The following is a 17,151-nucleotide window of genomic DNA, read 5'->3' as shown; positions in this document are numbered from 1 at the left end:
TCTCACGCCCCCGCACGGTTCTTCAGCGGCTCCCACCAGGACCGGTTTTCGCGATACCAGGCGACCGTGTCGGCCAGACCGTCCTCAAAGGACCGTTGAGGCGTGTAGCCGAGCTCCTTCGAGATCTTGCCGATGTCGACCGAGTACCGGCGATCGTGCCCCTTGCGGTCCTCGACCGGCTCGACACTCTCCCAATCGGCGTCGACGGCGCTCAGCAGCAGCCCGGTCAGCTCACGATTGGTCAGTTCCGTGCCACCGCCGATGTTGTAGACCTCGCCCGGCCTGCCACCGTCGGCGACGAACTGGATACCGCGGCAGTGATCGTCCACGTGCAGCCAGTCACGCACGTTGAGCCCGTCGCCGTACAGCGGGACCTTCTTGCCGTCGAGCAGGTTGGTCACGAAGAGGGGGATGACCTTCTCCGGGAATTGGTACGGACCGTAGTTGTTCGAGCACCTGGTGATACAGACGGGCAGGCCGTGGGTGCGAAAGAAGGAGCGTGCCAACAGATCCGAGGACGCCTTCGACGCCGAGTACGGCGAATTCGGCTCCAGCGCGTGGTCTTCGGTCCAGGATCCCTCGTCGATCGAGCCATAGACCTCGTCGGTGGAGACGTGGACGAACTTCCCGACCTCGGCTTCGAGCGCGCCCTGCAACAGGGTCTGCGTGCCGAGCACGTTGGTCAGCACGAAGTCGGCCGCCCCGGTGATCGAACGGTCCACATGGGACTCGGCGGCGAAGTGGACGACCAGATCGATGCCCCGCATCAGCTCGCTGACCAGGGCGGCGTCACAGATGTCACCCTTTTCGAACCGGTAGCGCGGGTTCTTGCTCACCGGCCCCAGGTTCGCCTCGTTGCCCGCGTAGGTCAGCTTGTCGAGTACGACCACCTCGGCGTCGGCAAGACTCGGATACGCCCCGCTCAGCACCTGCCGGACGTAGTGCGAGCCGATGAATCCGGCACCTCCGGTGACCAGCACGCGCATCCCGCGATCCTCCCTTTACGACTTCCGGACCAGCCGAGTGTGCACGACCGGGGCAACCTTCCACCAGCCTACGGACGTCTAACACAGGGATCAGTAGAGTTGTGGGAGTGGCACGCGTGTGCCCTGGGGAGATTCGTGGAGGACGGCACGTGACCGAGTGGCCCGGGCCGCCCATTCCGGCGCGCCGGAACGGCGGCGTCGTGGTGTTCGCCCGCCGTGGGGTGAAGGTCGTGTTCAGCCTGGTCTCGATCACGATTTTGGCGCTGACCTGGTGGGGCTGGCAGTTCATCGGCGACCCGTCTAAGGGCTTCGCGACCACGAACATCTTCGAGGACAACGGCCACCCGCCGGCGAAACCGCTGGACGGCGCGATCGACATCCTGCTCGTCGGCCAGGACAGCCGCACCGACGCGCAGGGCAACCCGCTGCCGCGCGAGGTCCTCGACATGCTGCACGCCGGTGTCTCCGACGGTGAGCGCCAGACCGACACGATGATCCTCGTGCACATCCCGCAGGACGGTAAGAAGGCGACCGCGATCTCCTTCCCCCGCGACTCGTGGGTCGAGATCACCGGCGGCTTCGGCAAGCACAAGCTCAACAGCGCGTACGTGTACGCCTACAACGACACGTCGAAGACGCTGCAACAGCAGGGCAACTCGAATCTCAAGGACGTCGACGCCAAGGCGAAGGACGCGGGCCGCAAGAACCTGATCGCGACGCTGGAGAAGTTCATCGGCAAGCCGAAGATGATCGACCGGTACGCCGAGGTGAACCTGTCGAGTTTCTACGAGATCACCAAGGCGATCGGCGGCGTCGAGGTCTGTCTGAACGGGCCGGTCAAGGAACGGAAGTCCGGCGTCGACCTGCCCGCCGGGCGGCAGACCGTCGAGGGCGTCCAGGCGCTCGCGTTCGTCCGCCAGCGGTACGACCTGCAAAATGGTGACCTGGACCGGATCGCGCGCCAGCAGGCCTTCCTGTCCGGGCTGGCGAACAAAGTCCTGTCCTCCGACGTCCTGGTCAACCCGGTGAAGATCGCGGACCTCATCGACGCGGTGAAGAAGTCGGTCGTGCTGTCGGCAGGCTGGGACCTGCCGGAGTTCGCCGCGCAGATGCGCGGGCTGACCAGCGGCAACGTCGAGTTCCACACGATCCCGACCCAGGGTGACGCGACGATCGGCGGCGCCGCCGTGCTCCGGGTGGACCCGGCACAGGTGCAGGCCGAGGTCACCCGCCTGACCTCCGACGGGCAGACTGCGCCCGTCGAGACCTCGGCCAAGCTGCCGGGCGCGGAGGCGGTGACCGTCGAACTGTTCGACGGGTCCGGCTCCCCCACCCTGGCCACTGAGACACGGAATCTCTTGCAGGGCAAGGGTTTCAAGCTCGCGGCCGACACCAAGCTCAGTACCCGCAACTCCACGGTCGTCCGGTACGCGCCGGGTGACGAGAACGCGCTCGCCCTGATCAAGCAGGTCTTCGGCACCGCGGTCCAGGCCGAAGCGGATCGCGACGTCGCCCCGGGCAAGGTGCGGGTCCTGCTCGGCAAGGACTTCAAGGGTGCGTCCGCCGGGGGCCCGGCCACGGCCCCGTCGAAGACGTCGCCCCCCTCGCAGCCCGCTCAGCCGCCCTCCAGCGCTCCGGCGGCACCCACGACGACGCCGATCGTCGCGGGCGATGTGCCCTGCGTCAATTAATGGCCGGGTACTCAGCGTGGCCGACCTCGCGGTGGCCTAGCCTTCTCCTACGATCGGATCAGCGGGCACGCCAGGGGAGGTGAGCAGGGATGGACAGCGAGGACAAGGACGCGGGTGAGCGTTCTGAGCAGTTGGACGCGGAAGATCCAAAGCCGGAGGAAGACACCAACTCGGACACCGAGAGTGACGAAGAGCCCCGGTTCGTCCCGACGCCGTACCCGCGGAACCCGCTCCCCCAGCCGTCCGCCCCACCCGAGGACGACGCAGTCTCGGGCGTGCTCGCCGTGCCTGAGCGCCCGCTGCGCCGCGCCGGCCGGATCACCCGGCGGATCGCACTCGGCCTCGTGTCGCTGCTCGCCCTCGGCACGACGGGCTACGCGTACGTCACCAAGGACCAGTTGCAGAACAACGTCCCCACGACGAACGCCCTGAGCAAGGCGGACGATCCCGCCGCGCCGCCCGCCGACGACGGCGCGAACGACATCCTCCTGGTCGGCAGCGACGCGCGCACCGACGCGCAGGGCAATCCGCTGCCGCTCAAGGTCCTCAAGGAGCTGCGCACCGAGGAGAAGCCGGGCGTCAACACCGACACCATCATCATCCTGCGCATTCCGAAGAACGGCGGGAAGCCGTCCGGCATCTCGATTCCGCGCGACACCTGGACCGACATCCCCGGCCGCGGCCCGAACAAGATCAATTCGGCGTACGGCGTCGCGAAGGCCAACTACGCGAACGCGCACCGCGGTGAGCCCGACCAGGCGAAACTCGAACGCGATTCCGACCAGGAGGGTCGCAAGGCACTGGTCCAGACCGTTCAGGACCTGACGCAAATCCGCATCGACCACTACGCCGAGGTCAACCTGCTCGGGTTCTACCTGCTGACCGAGGCGCTGGGCGGGGTCAAGGTCTGCCTCAATCACTCCACCGAGGACAAGGACTCCGGCGCGAACTTCCGGCGCGGCGAGCAGACCGTCTCGGGCGGTGAGGCGCTTTCCTTCGTACGCCAGCGGAAGAACCTGCCGCGCGGCGACCTCGACCGCATCGTGCGGCAGCAGACCTTCCTGTCCTCGGCGCTGAACCAGGTGCTCTCGGCGGGCACGCTCACCAGCCCGTCGACGATGGCGGGCCTGACGGACGTCGTGCGCCGGTCGATCGTCCTGGACGAGGGCCTGGACCTGCTGGAGTTCGCGCAGCAGGCGAAGGGGATCGCGTCGGGCGACCTGACGTTCACGACCATCCCGGTGGTGAACATCAACGGCCGCAGCGCGGACGGCCAGAGCATCGTCGAGATCGACCCCGCCGCCGTGCGGACCTTCGTCACCGGCCTGGTGGGCCGGGGCGGTGGTGGCGGGGCCTCCGGCGCGGCTCCCCTGCTCGCCGCGTCGAGCGTTCCCTGCGTCAACTAGCGTTGGGGCGTGAGCCTCACCGAACTGCTGCTGCGGCCCCTGCTCGGGTCGCCCGCGAAACCGCTGATCACGCACTACGACGACAAACAGGGCAGCCGGGTCGAACTGTCCGTGGCGACCACGGTGAACTGGGCGGCCAAGACCGCGAACTGGCTGGTCGACGAGTTCGACGTCGAACCGGGCGACGAGGTCGCCGTGGTACTGCCGCCGCATTGGCAGACCGCCGGTGTCCTGCTGGGCGCGTGGTGGTGCGGTGCCAGGGTGGTGACCGAGACCGCGGGAGCGCGGGTGGCGTTCATCGCGCCGGGCGGCGTCTCCGACGCGGCCGCGACGGCCGTCGTCTCACTGCACCCGATGGGCCTCGGGCTGCCCGCCGGTTCCGTGCCCGACGGCGTCTTGGACTACCTGACCGAAGCGCGGCTCTCGGGCGACCAATTCAGCCCGCTGTCGCCCATTCCTGGCGACACTCCGGCGCTGGGTTCGTCCACTGTGGACGAAGTGCTGGCCGAAGCCCGCTCGCGCGCTTCTGCGGCGGGCTTGACCGCGGCCGATCGCGTTCTGTCCACTGTGGAGTGGGTGGGCGAGGAAGGGATTCTCTCGGGGTTCCTGACGCCGCTCGCGGCCGGTGCGCATCTGGTCCAGGTGACCGACGCCGATCCGGCCAAGCTCGCTTCTCGGCGCGAAGCCGAACGAACGACCGCGGATCTTCTCCCCTGAAGTGTTATGAACGGACCTTTTATAACAAATTTTGTTATGAAAGGTCCGTTCATAACAGGCGCGGATCAGGCGTCCTGAAGCTGCTTCGCCTCACGCTTGCGTCCGAAGAGCACGTGGTCGAGCGACAGCTTTCCGGCGTTGAAGCCGAGCGCGAGCCCTGCCACCGCCAGGACGAGGACGAGTTCGTAACCACCCTGGCCGGTCAGGCCGTTGTCGAGGTGCACCGAGAGCAGCGCGCCGACGGAAACCACGACGAAGCCGAGGCCCACCAGCGGCGTCAAGAAGCCGACGATGAACAAGATGGCTCCCACGATCTCCACCGCGATCGCGAAGATCGCCGCGAGCGTCGGCAGCGGGATTCCTGTCTGCTCGAAGAACTTCGCGGTGCCGTCGATCCCGTTTTCCCACTTCTGCAGGCCGTGTGCGAGGAAGACCACACCGACACCGATCCGGCCCAGCAGGAGGGCGACATCCTTGAAACGAGCGAACATCGGGTATCAGCTTTCTGGTCGGTGAATATTCAACTTACCGGGATCACGGTAAGGCACCGAGCGCCTCCGACGGCACCTCCGGAGCGTGATCGACAGGTACCCGACAGGAACCGGACCCGGACGGCGGCATGTCCTCTGTGGAAGCTCGTGGATGTTATTCCCCCGTACGGCGCTCCCGACGGGCAGAATCCCCTCCGTGACGGACGACCGACTGACCGGCCTCTGGTCGGATGAAATCCTGCATCCGAGCGACGTCGAGTCCGTCGACCTGACGTTCCGCGCTGACGGCTCCGGATGGCTCTACTGGTCGAGTTGGAGCACCGAGTTCTCGGTCTCCCGCTACACGTGGACGGCGTCCACCACGGGGAACCTGGTTCTGCGATTTCACCGCACCCTCGGCGGCACGTGGTCGATCGACGACGGCGTCACCCACCACGAAGTCGAATCGGACGAGCGCGAGGAGTCCGTGGTCGACGTCGGCTACGAGATCGCGCCCGGCGAAGATCCCTTCGGAGAGCCGATCATTCTGCTCACCTTGGCCCGTCCGCTGCACGACCACCTCGCGGGCTCGCGGTTCGCCTGGGTCGAGAAACCGGAATCGCTCAGCGATCCGTCCGCCGATGCTCCGAGGCCAGGCCCGTCCAGCCCCCGCTGACGGCCAGCACCGCGAGCACCCGCTCGGCCTGCTCGGCGAACCCGGCCAGATCCGCGTGCAGCAACGCGATCCGCTCGGCGTCGAGCGGGACCTCGTCGTCGGCCCACAGCTCGATCACCGTGCTGACGGTCCACACGAGGAACTGGATGATCCGGATGAACTCCTCGGAGGGCTCGTCGACGGCCTTGCGGTAACCCGTCTCGATCTCGTCACAGGCCGCGACCAGCTCACGCAGCGGCTTGACGACGTCGGCCGCCGTCCCGTCCCACGCGGCCGACGGCCACGTGCGATCCCCGAGCTCGAGCCACAACCGCCAGCCGGCGATCAGCTCGGCCTCGTCGTGCGGTGTCCACGACACCGGAGCGGACCAGAACATCCTTCGAGAGTGACACCGTCGGCCCATGATCGCCGTACTTCCGTGAAGCATCTCACCGACGCACACCCCAAGCGCGTGAAGGCCCCCTTCCCTCGGCTGAGTCGAGGGAAGGGGGCCTTCACGCGGAATGCGCTAGGAGACCTCAGCCCTTGAGCAGGGCGCGTGCCATGACCATGCGCTGGATCTGGTTGGTGCCTTCGTAGATCTGGGTGATCTTCGCGTCGCGCATCATGCGCTCCACCGGGAAGTCGCGCGTGTAGCCCGCGCCACCGAAGAGCTGGACGGCGTCCGTCGTCACCGACATCGCGATGTCCGACGCGTACGCCTTCGCGGCCGCGGCCATGTAGCCGCCGCGCTTGTCGCCACGTTCGGTCGCTGCGGCGGAGGCGTAGACGAGGTTCCGGGCAGCCTCGATCTTGATGCCCATGTCGGCCAGCATGAACTGGACGCCCTGGAACTCCGCGATCGCCTTGCCGAACTGCTTGCGCTCCTTGACGTACGCGATGGCCGCGTCGAGTGCGCCCTGCGCGATGCCCAGCGCCTGCGCGCCGATGGTCGGGCGGGTGTGGTCGAGGGTGCGCAGCGCGGTCTTCAGGCCGGTGCCGGGCTCGCCGATGATGCGGTCGGCCGGGATGGTGCAGTTCTCGAAGTGGATCTCGCGGGTCGGCGAGCCCTTGATGCCGAGCTTCCGCTCCTTCGAGCCGACGGTGAAGCCGGGGTCGTCCTTGTGCACGGCGAAGGCGGAGATGCCGTTGGCCTTCTTCTCGGCGTTGGGGTCGGTCACCGCCATCACGGTGTACCAGGACGATTCACCCGCGTTGGTGATCCAGCACTTGGTGCCGTTCAGCACCCAGTGGTCACCGTCGAGCTTCGCGCGGGTGCGCATCGACGCGGTGTCCGAGCCGGCTTCGCGCTCCGAAAGGGCGTACGACGCCGAGGCCTCGCCGGAGGCGATCGACGGCAGCACCAGCTTCTTGAGGTCTTCCGACGCCGAAAGGATGATCGGGACCGTGCCCAGCTTGTTCACCGCCGGGATCAGCGACGCCGACGCGTCGACGCGCGCGACCTCTTCGATCACGATGCAGGCGGCGATGGCGTCCGCGCCCTGGCCGTCGTAGGCCTCCTCGATGTGGACGGCGTTGAAACCCGACTTGACCAGCGCGTTGTACGCCTCGATCGGGTAGCGCTCGTCCTCGTCGACCTCGGCCGCGTACGGCTCGATTTCCTTTTCCGCCAGGGCACGGACCGCGGCCCGCAGCTCTTCGTGCTCCTCGGCAAGCTGGTACAGACCCGGGCCGTCAGACACCTTTGTCACCTCTTCTAACGCGAATGAGAGTTCGATCGATGTTAGCGCTCGTTCACATTCCGCGACATCGCGAGTGCTTGTGTCCTTGACCGCAAAGTCCGTACGTTCGAGTGATGCAGCTCACCCCGTTCCCCCGGTCGCTCGACTACCCCGAGGTCCCGGTCGGCTCGGTGCTGGCCGGCGCCGCTGCTCGCTGGGGCTCCCGCACGGCCTTCGCCCACGGAGACCAGAGCCTCACCTTCGCCGAGACGTACAGCGCGGCCTGCCGGTTCGCGAACGCGCTGCGTGCCGAGGGCATCGGAAGAGGCGACGTCGTCGCGCTCCACCTGCCGAATTGCCTGGCGTACCCGGTCGCGTACTACGGGACGCTGCTCGCGGGTGCCGCCTTCAGCCCGGCGAACCCCCTGCTCCCGCCGGAAGACCTCGCCTCCCAGCTGGCCGACGCGGGGGCGGTCGCCGCCGTCACCGTCGGCCCGGTCGCGCGCGTGCTCGCTTCGATCCGTGACCGGACCTCGGTCCGGCTGAGCATCGTCGTTCACCCGCCCGAGGCACTGAACGAAGGTGAAGTCGAGTTTACCGAGTTTCACTCCGGTCACTCCGACGAACGACCGGACGTGGAGATCGACATCTACCGCGATCTCGCCCATCTGGCGTACACCGGCGGCACCACCGGTCGTTCGAAAGGTGTCTGCCTGCCGCACCGGAACGTGGTGGTCAACAGCCTCCAGAGCTCCTGCTGGCGGCTGGGCGCGGTGCCCGCGCTCGACGCGTCAGGCGAGGTGATCGTCGAGCAGTTCGGCGGCCCGGACGAATGGCCGTCCCGTATCGGCACCGGGATCGCCCTCAACCTGACGCCGTGGTTCCACGCCATGGGCACCATCGCCGCGCTCAACGTCCCGCTGCTCGACGGCGGCACCATCGTCCTCCACGACCGCTTCCACCCGGCCGCGTACGTGGCCGACGCCGAGATGCTGCGCGTCACCACCATCGGCGGGGCGCCCGCACTGTTCGCCGCCCTGCTCGCGTGCCCCGCGTTCCACACGGCCGACCTGTCCTCGGTGCTGACCATCGGCTCCGGCGCGGCGCCGATGCACCACGAGATGATCCGCGCCCTTCAGAACCGCTTCCCCGGCGTGCTCGTCATCGAGGGCTACGGCCTCACCGAGGTCACCATGGGCGCGGTCATCGCGCCGTCCTATCGCTCCGCCACCCGCAAGGTCGGCTCGGTCGGCCTGCCGTTACCCGACACCGAGATCAAGATCGTCGCGGCAGAAGGCGGCGAGGATCCCTTGCCGTCCGGGGAACGCGGCGAAGTGTGCCTGCGCGGGCCACAGGTGATGACCGGCTATCGCAACCGCCCCGAAGAAACCGTGGCCGCACTCGTCGACGGCTGGCTGCACACCGGCGACATCGGCGTCCTCGACGAGGAGGGCTACCTGTCCATTGTGGACCGCAAGAAGGACATGCTGCTGTACAAGGGATACAACGTCTTCCCGCGCGAGCTCGAAGAGCTGCTGATCACCCTGCCCGGCGTATCCGCGGCGGCCGTCGTCGGCAAACCGGACACCGAGGTCGGCGAACTGCCGGTCGCGTTCGTGGTCCGCAGCGACGAGAACGTCACCGCGGACCAGCTCATGGACGCGGTCAGCGAGCGCGTGCTGCCGTACAAGCGACTGCGGGCGATCCACTTCGTCGACCAGATCCCGGTTTCGGCCGCCGGGAAGGTACTGAAGCGAGAACTACGGAAGCAACTCGCCGACTAACGCCACGCAATTCGGCACCTACTTGCGATGGTTCGGTCATCGAACCACCGCAATCAGGTGCCGGGTTGCGCGACCTTCGAGCGCAGTGCGGCGTCCTTGTCGAGCACGAGCTGCTCGAGGTCCGCCTGGAACCGAGCCATCTTCGCCTGGAGTCCTTCGTCGGACGCGGCGAGGATCCGCACCGCGAGCAGGCCCGCGTTCCGTGCCCCGCCAACGGAAACCGTCGCGACGGGGACACCGGCGGGCATCTGCACGATCGAGAGCAGCGAGTCCATGCCGTCGAGGTACTTCAGCGGGACGGGCACGCCGATCACCGGCAGCACCGTCGCCGACGCGACCATGCCGGGCAGGTGCGCGGCGCCACCGGCACCCGCGATGATCACGCGCACACCGCGCGAAGCGGCCGAAGTCGCGTAGTCGAGCATCCGTTGCGGAGTGCGGTGCGCCGAGTAGACGCCGACCTCGTATTCGACGCCGAACTCGGCCAGCGCCTGCCCGGCCGCTTCCATCGTCGGCCAGTCCGAATCGCTGCCCATAATCAGGCCAACCTGCGGCGACATCTTCAACTCCTAGTGAATCTCGTAGCCGTCGAGCCAGACGGCGTGGGAAAGCCAGTGCGCGGAGAGCAGCGCACGGTCGCGCAGCTCTTCCATGCGTTCGCCGACGAAGTTGACGTGACCGAGCTTGCGGCCAGGACGCTCTCCCTTGCCGTACAAGTGGACGCGGATGTCCGGGTACCGCGCGAACAGGTGGTGCAGCCGCTCGTCCGGCCCCATTGCGGGGGCCTCGGGGGCACCGAGGACGTTCGCCATCACGCAGGCGGGCGCGATCAGATCGGTCGCCCCGAGCGGGTAGTCGAGCACGGCGCGCAGGTGCTGCTCGAACTGCGAGGTGCGCGAGCCGTCCTGCGTCCAGTGTCCCGAGTTGTGCGGGCGCATGGCGAGTTCGTTGACCAGCAGGCCTTCGTCGGTCTCGAACAGCTCGACGGCGAGCAGCCCGGTCACGTTCAGCGTCGCGGCGATCCGCAGCGCGAGGTCCTGCGCCTCCTGCGTGCGCGCGTAGCTCAGGCCCGGCGCGGGCGCGAGCACCTCGGTGTTGATCCCGCCGGACTGCACGGTCTCCACCACCGGCCACGCCGCGCCCTGTCCGAACGGCGAACGGGCCACCAGTGCGGAGAGTTCGCGCCGCATGACGACCTTTTCCTCGACCAGCAAAGGAGTTCCGGCGTCGAGGAGTTCGGGCACGGTCTCGCGCGCCTGCTGCGCGGTGTCGAGCATCCAGACGCCGCGGCCGTCGTAACCGCCCTGCGCCGCCTTGAGCACCACCGGCCAGGAGTGCTTGTCACCGAAGGTGATCACATCGTCCACAGAGGACACTTCGGCGAATTCGGGGCCGGGGATCTCGAGTCCGGCCATCATCTCGCGCATGACGAGTTTGTTCTGCGCCATCGACAACGCGGCCGGATCGGGCCGGATGGTGACGCCTTCCATCGCGAGCGTCAGCAGGTGCTCGCCGGGAACGTGCTCGTGGTCGAAGGTCAGCACGTCGACCCCGGCGGCGAACGAGCGCAGCGCTTCGAGGTCGGTGTGATGCCCGTGCACTACCTCGCCCGCGACGAGGCCGGCGGATTCGTTCTCCCCGGCGGCCAGCACGCGCAGGGATTGGCCGAGGGAGATCGCCGCCTGGTGGGTCATCCTGGCCAGCTGTCCGCCGCCCACCATGCCCACGATCGGAAGACCGGTTCGTTTGTCCATAACAGTGTGGAGATTACTTGGCCGCCACCGCCGCGACCTGGGCGGACCCGCGTCGCAGCTCCCGAACGGCCAGTCCTGTGATGGCGATCGCAGCCGCGAGCACGTAGACGTTGCCGACCAGCGACCAGCCCGGTCCCCAGCCGAACTCGGTGTCCCCGCCGTTGGGCACGAACATGATCACGCCGCTCGCGAACAGCACCGCGACACCCGCGGCCGGAACCCACGATCGGCGGAGGACGAGCAGGACGAGCAGCGGCACCGTCCACACCCAGTGGTGTGACCAGGACACCGGCGAGACCAACAGTCCGTAGAACGCGGTGACCAGCAGCGCGCCGACCGGGTCACCGCGGCGGTGCAGGCGCACGACCAGCCAGACGGCGGGGACGGCCAGGACGGCGGCGACCGCGATGGCCACCGTCAGCGACCACGGCGCGAGTTCCGAAGCGCGGTTCACCAGCCCGTTGAGTGATTGGTTGAAGATCCAGTGCACGGAGCCGACCCGGCTGGGGTCGGTCGCCGATTCCGTCCAGAACCGGAACGCGTCGCCGGGGATCACCGCGAACATCACGGCTTCGAGCACGACGAACGTGCCGAGCGCCCGCAGCGCGTCCTTCCAGCGGCCGGTGAACAGGAGATGCGGCACGAAGATCAGCGGCGTCAGCTTGATCGCGGCCGAAATCCCGATCAGTACCCCGGCCCAGCGTGAACCGCGCGCCGAAAGCACCAGGACGTCGAGGACGATCAACGCCATCAGGATGAGGTTGATCTGGCCGAGGAAGATCGTCTTCCAGACCGGCTCCAGCGCCAGCGCGCCCGCCGTCGCCAGCGGCAGAACCCACCACCGGGTGATCGGGGCACCGCAGGCGCGGGTGACCACGGAGATCACGACACTCAGGCAGACGAGGGAGAGCGCGCCGACGACTCCCCAGGTCAGCCCGGCCGGGACGATCGCGAGCGGCAGGAACAACGGCGCCGCGGCCGGGGTGTAGGTGAACGGCAGCAGCACCCACGACGGCAGTGTCGTCAGTGCCTCGCGGGTGTAGAGCGGTTCACCCTTCAGCAGGGTGAGGGCACCGGCGCGGTAAACCGCGCTGTCCGCGCCGAGATGCCATTCGCCGAGCCAGGCCACGACGCCCAGCGTGAGCATCGCCAGGGCGAGCGCACCCGCCAGCGCGACCCCGACGAGCCGTGGCTCAGCCGCCGGTCGCGACTTCAGCATGCTCGCCGTCGTCCCCGGCTCCCGTACGCCGCTTCCGGCGCAGATACCACCAGCGTCCGGCGAGCGCGAGCGCCAGTACCAGTGGCATGAGGATGTACGCGCTGCCGAGGATGTTCTCCCACACCTTCCAGTGCAGCTCGACGTTGCGGCCGTTCGGCAGGATCAGCAGCACGCAGCTGATGAAGACGAAGAACACCGCGAACGTGCCCAGCCAGCGTTTCCACGCGGTGGCGGGCGTGGTCTTCGGCAGGCGCGAGACCAGCAGGACGACCAGCGGTGCCACCCAGACCCAGTGATGCGTCCAGGAGATCGGCGAGATCAGCAGGATCCAGAACGCCGTCACGAGCATCGCCGCGAGCGCCTGGCCCTTGCGGTGGAAGCGCAGCACCAGCCAGATCGCAGGGATCGCAAGCAGCGCGCCGATCCCCATCGCCGCCTTCGACGCCCAGGGCGCGAGCTCGGTGAAGCGGTTCATCAACGCGTTCAGAGACTGGTTGCCCGCCCAGTGCACCGGGCCGATGCGGCCGGTGTCGGGCAGCGTGTAGGTCCAGTAGCGCGCCGCGTCGTGCGGGATGATCAGGAACATCAGGCCCTGCATCACGACGAAGGTGACGAGCCCGCGGATGGCGTCCATGCGGCGGCCGGTGATGAACAGGTGCCCCAGGAAGACGATCGGGGTGAGCTTGACCGCGGCCGCGATGCCGACCAGCACTCCGCCCCAGCGGCTGCCCCTTGCCCCGATGACCAGGATGTCGAGCATCACGAGCGCCATCAGGATGATGTTGATCTGGCCGAGGAAGATCGTGCGCCACACCGGTTCGAGACCGAGGAACACCAGGAAGAACGCGATCGTCGACCGGGCGGGCGAGGCCCACCAGCGGGGTCCGTCGGTCGACGGCTTCGGCAGCGCGCCGATCGCGATCCGGACGCACAGCGCCAGCGCTAGCAGCGAAACCGCGGTCAGGAGCCCCCAGGCGACCTGCGTCGGGACCAGCGCGAGCGGGATGAAGAGCAGAGCGGCCGTCGGCGGGTAGGTGAACGGCAGCAGCGCCCACCACGGTTCCACCGGAAGAGTGTTGGAGTCGTAGAGCGGGTCACCGTTCAGCAGTGTCAGGGCGCCGGCGCGGTAGACCGCGCTGTCCACGCCCAGCACCCATTCGTGCTGCCAGCCCCAGATGCCGAAACCGATCGCGACCAGCGGGATCACCGAAAGGATCAGGATCGATCTCGGCCGGACGGACAAGCGAGCGAGCGAGCGGCGCAACGAGAGACGATGCTGCGGGCGGCTCGCCGATACGTCGCCGTTCGCGTCGGCGGGAACAGTCCGGGTCACGCAAACAGGAAATCATGAACCGGGTCGTCGCACGTCGACAGGGTCGCCCGTGACCTGGAGAACGTCTTGCGCTACCCCGGTTCAGGACCGCGCGAGGGAGCCGAGGAGATCGCACGCCTGGTCGTAGGTCGCCGGGAGCCGGACGGCCGAGATCTGCGGACGGCCGGTGTCCCGCAGCTGGGCGTCCACCGAAAGCCGCTCGTTGAGCGCCCGCCGCAGCGCGACACCGGACGAAGCGAGCCTCCCGTCCTTCGGCACCAGCGCGCCCGCGACCGACGGGCCGAGCGAGGCGACGCTCTCGCCGCCGTCGAAGACCTGCTTCAGCGCGTCCGCGACCAGGATCATCCCGGTCAGCCGTGGCCAGCCCGCGACCGAACTGAAGTCCATCGAGACCACGAGCAGGGTGTGCGCCTCCGCGACCGGCCGCTCCTCGCGGCGGGCCAGGCGGTACAGCTCACTCAACCGGGTCCTCAGGTACGCGGCCGTGGGCAGCCCGGTGAGCGGTTCGGTGACTTCGGTGTTCACGAGCTGATCGGTCGCCACGTCCGCCCACGCCAGCGCCGTCACCCGGAGTAGCCGGGACGGCGTGGAGTCGACATCCGGTGCGATGAAACCGTCCACCGCGTCCGGATCGGCGAGCACCGCGTGCAACGCCGCGAGATCCGCGAGCGTCTCGGCCAGTCCGGCACCCGCCGCGGCACGTGCCCTGCCCAGTCCCGCGAGGGCGGTTTCCGCCACGTCGACGGTGACGGTCCGGCCGTTCTTGATCACCGCCGCGCAGACGGCGTCGACCTCGGGGAGGCCCCAGTCACTGGGGAAACGCCAGCCCGCGGCCAGACTGGCGGTCCGCCAGCGAGCCCGCAGGGCGCGGAGAGAACGATCTCGTTCGAACCGGTTCCAGGCGGCTTGCCCGTCGGGTCCTCCGGACGGCGCACCGGTCGCCGGTACGTCCACTGGCCACCGCCCCTTCCGTCCCGATCTTTTCGATCTTGCGATCGCTTCACGGTGGGGACGATGGTCCGCGCCCGGCGTGACGGCGTTTTTCAAGGATCTTTCCGAACTCTTCGGTAACCCGGCGCGGGTGAAGCCGTTGGGCCCTCCGGGTCATCGGCGGGACCGCAAGGTGACGTACGTCGCGTGGTCCGTCACACTGAGCGTGTTCGGGCGTTTAACGAGTAGAAGCACCGAACCCGCTGATGAAGGAGTCCCGTGTCCACCGTTCCCGCCGATCTCACCGGTAAGAGTGACGCCGAGCTGATCGCCGAGGTGCGTGACGGGAAGATCGCGTCTTACGGAACGCTTTACGAACGTCACGCCGCCGCGGCGCACAACCTCGCCCGCCAGCTCGCCCGGTCGAGTTCCGAAGCCGACGACCTCGTTTCGGAAGCCTTCGCGAAGGTGCTGGACACGCTGCGCGGCGGCAAGGGTCCCGACACGGCGTTCCGCGCGTACCTGCTGACGGCGCTCCGGCACACCGCCTACGACAAGACGCGCAAGGACAAGCGCCTCGATCTCAACGAGGACATGTCCGACGTCGGCGGTGCCGTCGGCGAAGCACTGACGGTCCCCTTCTCCGACACCGCCGTCGCCGGGCTCGAGCGCACGCTCGCCGCGAAGGCGTTCACCCGGCTGCCCGAGCGGTGGCAGGCGGTGCTGTGGCACACCGAGATCGAGGGGCAGAGCCCCGCCGAGGTCGCGCCGCTGCTGGGGCTGACCGCGAACGGCGTCTCCGCGCTCGCCTACCGGGCCCGTGAAGGCCTGCGGCAGGCGTATCTGCAGGTGCACCTGGCCGAGAACTCCGGCGAACGCTGTCGCGCGAGTGCGGACAAACTCGGCGCGTGGACCCGCGACGGCTTGTCCAAACGTGAACGGGCCCAGGTGGAGAACCACCTGGACGAATGCGAGAAATGCCGCGCGCTGGCCGCGGAACTGGCCGACATCAACGGCGGTCTGCGCGGGATCATCGCGCCGATCGTGCTCGGTGGCGCGGCTCTCGGATACCTGGCCACCACCGGGGCAGGCAAGGCGGGCGCGGTCACCGCGGTCGCGACGACCGCCGCCGCGGGTTCGAGTTCGGGCGGTGCGGCCGGTGCCGCCGCTGGCGGACCGCGCCAGTTCGCCGGAGTGGCCGGATCGAGCGCGGCCATCGTCGCCGCCGTCGCGGTGGCGCTCGCCGCCGGTGGCGGCACCCAAGAGATCCCGGCCGCCGCGGCCGTCCCGCCGCCCGCCGTGGCACCCACTCCCAACCCCGAGGTCCCGCCGGGGCAACCGGTGCCTCCCGCGCAGCCCGTGCCTCCCGCTCAGCAGCAGCCTCCGGTGGCACCTTCTCCGGCCGAGCCCTCCGCGACTCCTCCCACTCAGCAACCTCCGCCCACTCAGCCACCGCCCGCGTCGTCGCCGACGATCCCGTCACCGCCGGTGATGACGGCGTCGACCCCGCCCGGTGGAGTCCAGCTCCAGCCAGGCGAAGAAACCAAGATGCCGATCACCGTGCGCAACGATGGTGGCTCGAAGTCCGAGCCCGTGGCGGTCTCGCTGAACCTGCCGAAGGGCGTGAAGGCCGTTCCCGCCGCCGGCGGCGGTGGCGGGATGGGCGTCAGCGGCTTCCGCCAGCAGGCGGGACCCGCCACGATCGCGGTGAACTGCCCCGGCGGCACCGGCACGGTGACCTGCCGGACCGGCGCCGGACTCGAACCGGGACAGTCCGCGGTGCTGACGTTCCGGCTACTCGCCGACGACACGGCCGTGGACGGCAGCACGGTGACCGGATCGGTGATGGCTGGCGCGCAGATCAAGGTGTCGATCGCGGTGAAGGTCAAGGTGCCGGCGCCGCCGGACGACCTCGTGCTGACTGCCAAGAGCGACGGGCTGTCGGCGTTGCCGTGGAACCGCAACCCGTTCGTGACGATCCGTGTGACGAACACGGGCAAAACGACGAAGCCGGTGACGATCACCCTGGACCACCGCCTGCTCTACTCGTGGAGCTTTTCCGGCGTTCCGTGCCACCCGACTGGCGAAGGTGCGTCGTGCACTTCACGCGGCTCACTGGCCCCGGGGCGTGAGGTGAGCCTGTTGGTCCGGTTGAAGGGTCGCCCAGCGAACAATGTCCCGTTGACGGTGAACGCCACTCTCGGCGTCGCCAAGGCGAAGCCGGTCGCGGTCTACTTCGGCTGCTGGCACCACTGGTGTGACGACACCTCGCTGCTGCCGCCGACCACGGTGCCTTCGCTGCCTTCGGTCACTTCTAAGCCTCCGGCCACTTCGGAGACGACGAAGCCGGGGCGGCCTGGGTGGCCTTCTCCGTCGAAGAAACCTGTGCCGTCCGCGACGCATTCGGAGCCCGCGAAGCAGGAGCCGGCCCCGCCGGCCGCGACCACGAGCGCGCCGCCGCGGCCGGGCAAGTCGAAGCCGACCACGGAGCCCCACGGGATAGTCGACCGTATTTTCCAGTAGC

The 17,151-nt window shown here is 68.5% G+C and carries 15 protein-coding genes; 6 read left to right on the top strand and 9 right to left on the bottom strand.

The window, feature by feature from the left end; all coding sequences use genetic code 11:
- Nucleotides 1-2: 2 nt before the first annotated feature.
- A complete protein-coding gene (gene rfbB, locus ACLARN_RS18695) occupies nucleotides 3-986 on the bottom strand; it encodes a dTDP-glucose 4,6-dehydratase (protein WP_409492702.1) in 984 nt (327 codons plus the stop codon).
- A gap of 149 nt (nucleotides 987-1,135) precedes the next feature.
- On the opposite strand from rfbB, the gene ACLARN_RS18690 reads away from it, so the two are divergent.
- The 3 genes from ACLARN_RS18690 (at nucleotide 1,136) to ACLARN_RS18680 (ending at nucleotide 4,800) form a co-directional block, all read left to right on the top strand.
- Nucleotides 1,136-2,677 carry an LCP family protein gene (locus ACLARN_RS18690; RefSeq protein WP_409492701.1) on the top strand — a complete coding sequence of 514 codons (1,542 nt, stop codon included), beginning with the start codon at nucleotides 1,136-1,138 and terminating at the stop codon, nucleotides 2,675-2,677.
- A gap of 89 nt (nucleotides 2,678-2,766) precedes the next feature.
- The gene (locus tag ACLARN_RS18685; protein ID WP_409492700.1) at nucleotides 2,767-4,083 is read left to right on the top strand and encodes an LCP family protein; all 1,317 of its coding nucleotides are present in this window, start codon (nucleotides 2,767-2,769) and stop codon (nucleotides 4,081-4,083) included.
- A gap of 9 nt (nucleotides 4,084-4,092) precedes the next feature.
- Nucleotides 4,093-4,800 (top strand): TIGR03089 family protein, encoded by a 708-nt coding sequence (locus ACLARN_RS18680; RefSeq protein ID WP_409492699.1) that lies wholly within the window; start codon nucleotides 4,093-4,095, stop codon nucleotides 4,798-4,800.
- A gap of 65 nt (nucleotides 4,801-4,865) precedes the next feature.
- Here the strand turns inward: ACLARN_RS18680 and ACLARN_RS18675 are convergent, their stop codons facing one another.
- Nucleotides 4,866-5,291, bottom strand: a complete 426-nt coding sequence (locus ACLARN_RS18675; RefSeq protein ID WP_125789921.1) for a DoxX family protein — start codon at nucleotides 5,289-5,291, stop codon at nucleotides 4,866-4,868.
- A 196-nt stretch (nucleotides 5,292-5,487) separates the two neighbouring features.
- Between ACLARN_RS18675 and ACLARN_RS18670 the strand changes: the two genes are divergently transcribed.
- Entirely contained in the window at nucleotides 5,488-5,946 is a 459-nt protein-coding gene (locus tag ACLARN_RS18670) for a hypothetical protein (RefSeq protein WP_409492698.1), read from the top strand.
- On the opposite strand, the gene ACLARN_RS18665 is transcribed toward ACLARN_RS18670, so the two are convergent.
- On the bottom strand, nucleotides 5,894-6,322 hold the full coding sequence (locus ACLARN_RS18665) for a hypothetical protein (protein WP_409492697.1): 429 nt from the start codon (nucleotides 6,320-6,322) through the stop codon (nucleotides 5,894-5,896). The two genes, ACLARN_RS18670 and ACLARN_RS18665, sit on opposite strands and share 53 nt — an antisense overlap.
- Before the next feature lie 142 nt (nucleotides 6,323-6,464).
- A complete protein-coding gene (locus ACLARN_RS18660) occupies nucleotides 6,465-7,637 on the bottom strand; it encodes an acyl-CoA dehydrogenase family protein (protein ID WP_409492696.1) in 1,173 nt (390 codons plus the stop codon).
- Nucleotides 7,638-7,741: 104 nt separating this feature from the next.
- Here ACLARN_RS18660 and ACLARN_RS18655 point away from each other — a divergent pair, with 104 nt between their 5' ends.
- A complete protein-coding gene (locus ACLARN_RS18655) occupies nucleotides 7,742-9,391 on the top strand; it encodes a class I adenylate-forming enzyme family protein (RefSeq protein ID WP_409492695.1) in 1,650 nt (549 codons plus the stop codon).
- Nucleotides 9,392-9,444: 53 nt separating this feature from the next.
- Here the strand turns inward: ACLARN_RS18655 and purE are convergent, their stop codons facing one another.
- From purE to ACLARN_RS18630, 5 genes are all read right to left on the bottom strand, one after another.
- The gene (gene purE, locus ACLARN_RS18650; RefSeq protein WP_409492694.1) at nucleotides 9,445-9,951 is read right to left on the bottom strand and encodes a 5-(carboxyamino)imidazole ribonucleotide mutase; all 507 of its coding nucleotides are present in this window, start codon (nucleotides 9,949-9,951) and stop codon (nucleotides 9,445-9,447) included.
- Nucleotides 9,952-9,960: 9 nt separating this feature from the next.
- The gene (locus ACLARN_RS18645) at nucleotides 9,961-11,145 is read right to left on the bottom strand and encodes a 5-(carboxyamino)imidazole ribonucleotide synthase (protein WP_409492693.1); all 1,185 of its coding nucleotides are present in this window, start codon (nucleotides 11,143-11,145) and stop codon (nucleotides 9,961-9,963) included.
- A gap of 13 nt (nucleotides 11,146-11,158) precedes the next feature.
- Complete coding sequence (locus tag ACLARN_RS18640; RefSeq protein ID WP_409492692.1) at nucleotides 11,159-12,364, bottom strand: glycosyltransferase 87 family protein; 1,206 nt, start codon at nucleotides 12,362-12,364, stop codon at nucleotides 11,159-11,161.
- Nucleotides 12,339-13,697, bottom strand: coding sequence for a glycosyltransferase 87 family protein (locus tag ACLARN_RS18635; RefSeq protein ID WP_409492691.1), 1,359 nt, complete (start codon nucleotides 13,695-13,697; stop codon nucleotides 12,339-12,341). Before ACLARN_RS18635 ends, ACLARN_RS18640 begins: the two co-directional genes overlap by 26 nt.
- 81 nt (nucleotides 13,698-13,778) lie before the next feature.
- Nucleotides 13,779-14,651, bottom strand: coding sequence for a GGDEF domain-containing protein (locus ACLARN_RS18630; RefSeq protein WP_409492690.1), 873 nt, complete (start codon nucleotides 14,649-14,651; stop codon nucleotides 13,779-13,781).
- Between the two features lie 255 nt (nucleotides 14,652-14,906).
- Here ACLARN_RS18630 and ACLARN_RS18625 point away from each other — a divergent pair, with 255 nt between their 5' ends.
- Nucleotides 14,907-17,150, top strand: coding sequence for a sigma-70 family RNA polymerase sigma factor (locus ACLARN_RS18625; protein WP_409492689.1), 2,244 nt, complete (start codon nucleotides 14,907-14,909; stop codon nucleotides 17,148-17,150).
- Nucleotide 17,151: the final 1 nt, after the last annotated feature.

This window comes from Amycolatopsis sp. cmx-11-12 (genome assembly GCF_046269425.1).
GTDB lineage: Bacteria > Actinomycetota > Actinomycetes > Mycobacteriales > Pseudonocardiaceae > Amycolatopsis.
Note: the sequence above shows the minus strand (reverse complement) of the source record. Positions and strands in the feature narration are given on the sequence as shown.